Source organism: Escherichia sp. KCJ4928 (genome assembly GCF_004352695.1).
In the GTDB taxonomy this organism is placed as follows: Bacteria; Pseudomonadota; Gammaproteobacteria; order Enterobacterales; family Enterobacteriaceae; genus ECMA0423.
In genome coordinates, this window is record NZ_SJWV01000436.1 from 1 (window position 1) to 1,070 (window position 1,070).

A 1,070-nucleotide genomic window follows, 5' to 3' on the forward strand; every position below is an offset into this window, starting at 1 on the left:
TGACAATTTTACCCGCCGCGATTTAAACCTTGTTCTGGAAGTCACCGAGCGTGAGCCATTGAATGTTGATGAAAGTCTGGTTCAGCGGTTGAACATTCTGCATGAAAATGGTTTTGTCATCGCGCTGGATGATTTCGGTACTGGCTACTCAGGGCTTTCTTATCTTCATGACCTGCATATTGATTATATCAAAATTGATCACAGTTTCGTTGGCCGCGTAAACGCAGACCCAGAATCAACCCGAATTCTGGATTGTGTATTGGATCTGGCGCGTAAACTTTCGATCAGTATCGTCGCTGAAGGTGTCGAAACGAAAGAACAACTTGACTATCTGAACCAAAATAATATCACATTTCAGCAGGGTTATTATTTCTATAAACCTGTTACATACATCGACCTGGTCAAAATTATCCTTTCTAAACCGAAGGTGAAGGTTGTGGTTGAGTGAAAATTGATCAGTAAGGCCATAGTGCGGTGTAATTATAGACAGCTAATTAGCTCGTTGCCTCTTGTTACTATTGTTCATTATTTTGTTTGCTATAATTGTTTGAAAGTTTTGACAGGATTGCCATTGTAGCATGAACAATAGTAATAATCTGGATTATTTCACTCTCTATATCATCTTTTCCATTGCATTTATGCTGATCACCCTCCTGGTCATCCTTATTGCAAAACCCAGTACCGGGCTGGGAGAAGTGCTTGTGACGATAAATTTGCTTAATGCCCTTGTTTGGCTGGCGATCAATCTGGTTAATCGATTAAGAGAAAGACTCGTCAACCACAGGGATCAGCAATAATCTTTCAGTTTCTCACTGTCAGTATGCGGCTGAATGGGTTGCTGGCAGTGAACGCCTGGATCATTGAAGGAAAGGCATTATTGCGCAAATAGTTGTCAACCCTGGTGTTATCACGGTTGTTTTTATATATCACCGAAATAATCCTCATCGCAACTATTAACAATTTTGATGTCGAAGAGTTATTTGTTAAACAAAATCGTCACCCTAAAGTGATCAATGTCATGAAAATAAGGTGAAAAATGATAATGCCGACTTATTTATCATTTATATATT

2 protein-coding genes are annotated in these 1,070 nt (G+C 39.3%); both read left to right on the forward strand.

Features of this window, described 5'->3' with window-relative positions; translation table 11 throughout:
- Positions 1-448: EAL domain-containing protein (locus E0D98_RS24630; RefSeq protein ID WP_131891320.1), on the forward strand; the 448-nt coding region annotated here is incomplete at its 5' end.
- 130 nt (positions 449-578) lie between these two features.
- On the forward strand, positions 579-797 hold the full coding sequence (gene ymgF / locus E0D98_RS24635) for a cell division-associated protein YmgF (RefSeq protein ID WP_001065861.1): 219 nt from the start codon (positions 579-581) through the stop codon (positions 795-797).
- Positions 798-1,070: the final 273 nt, after the last annotated feature.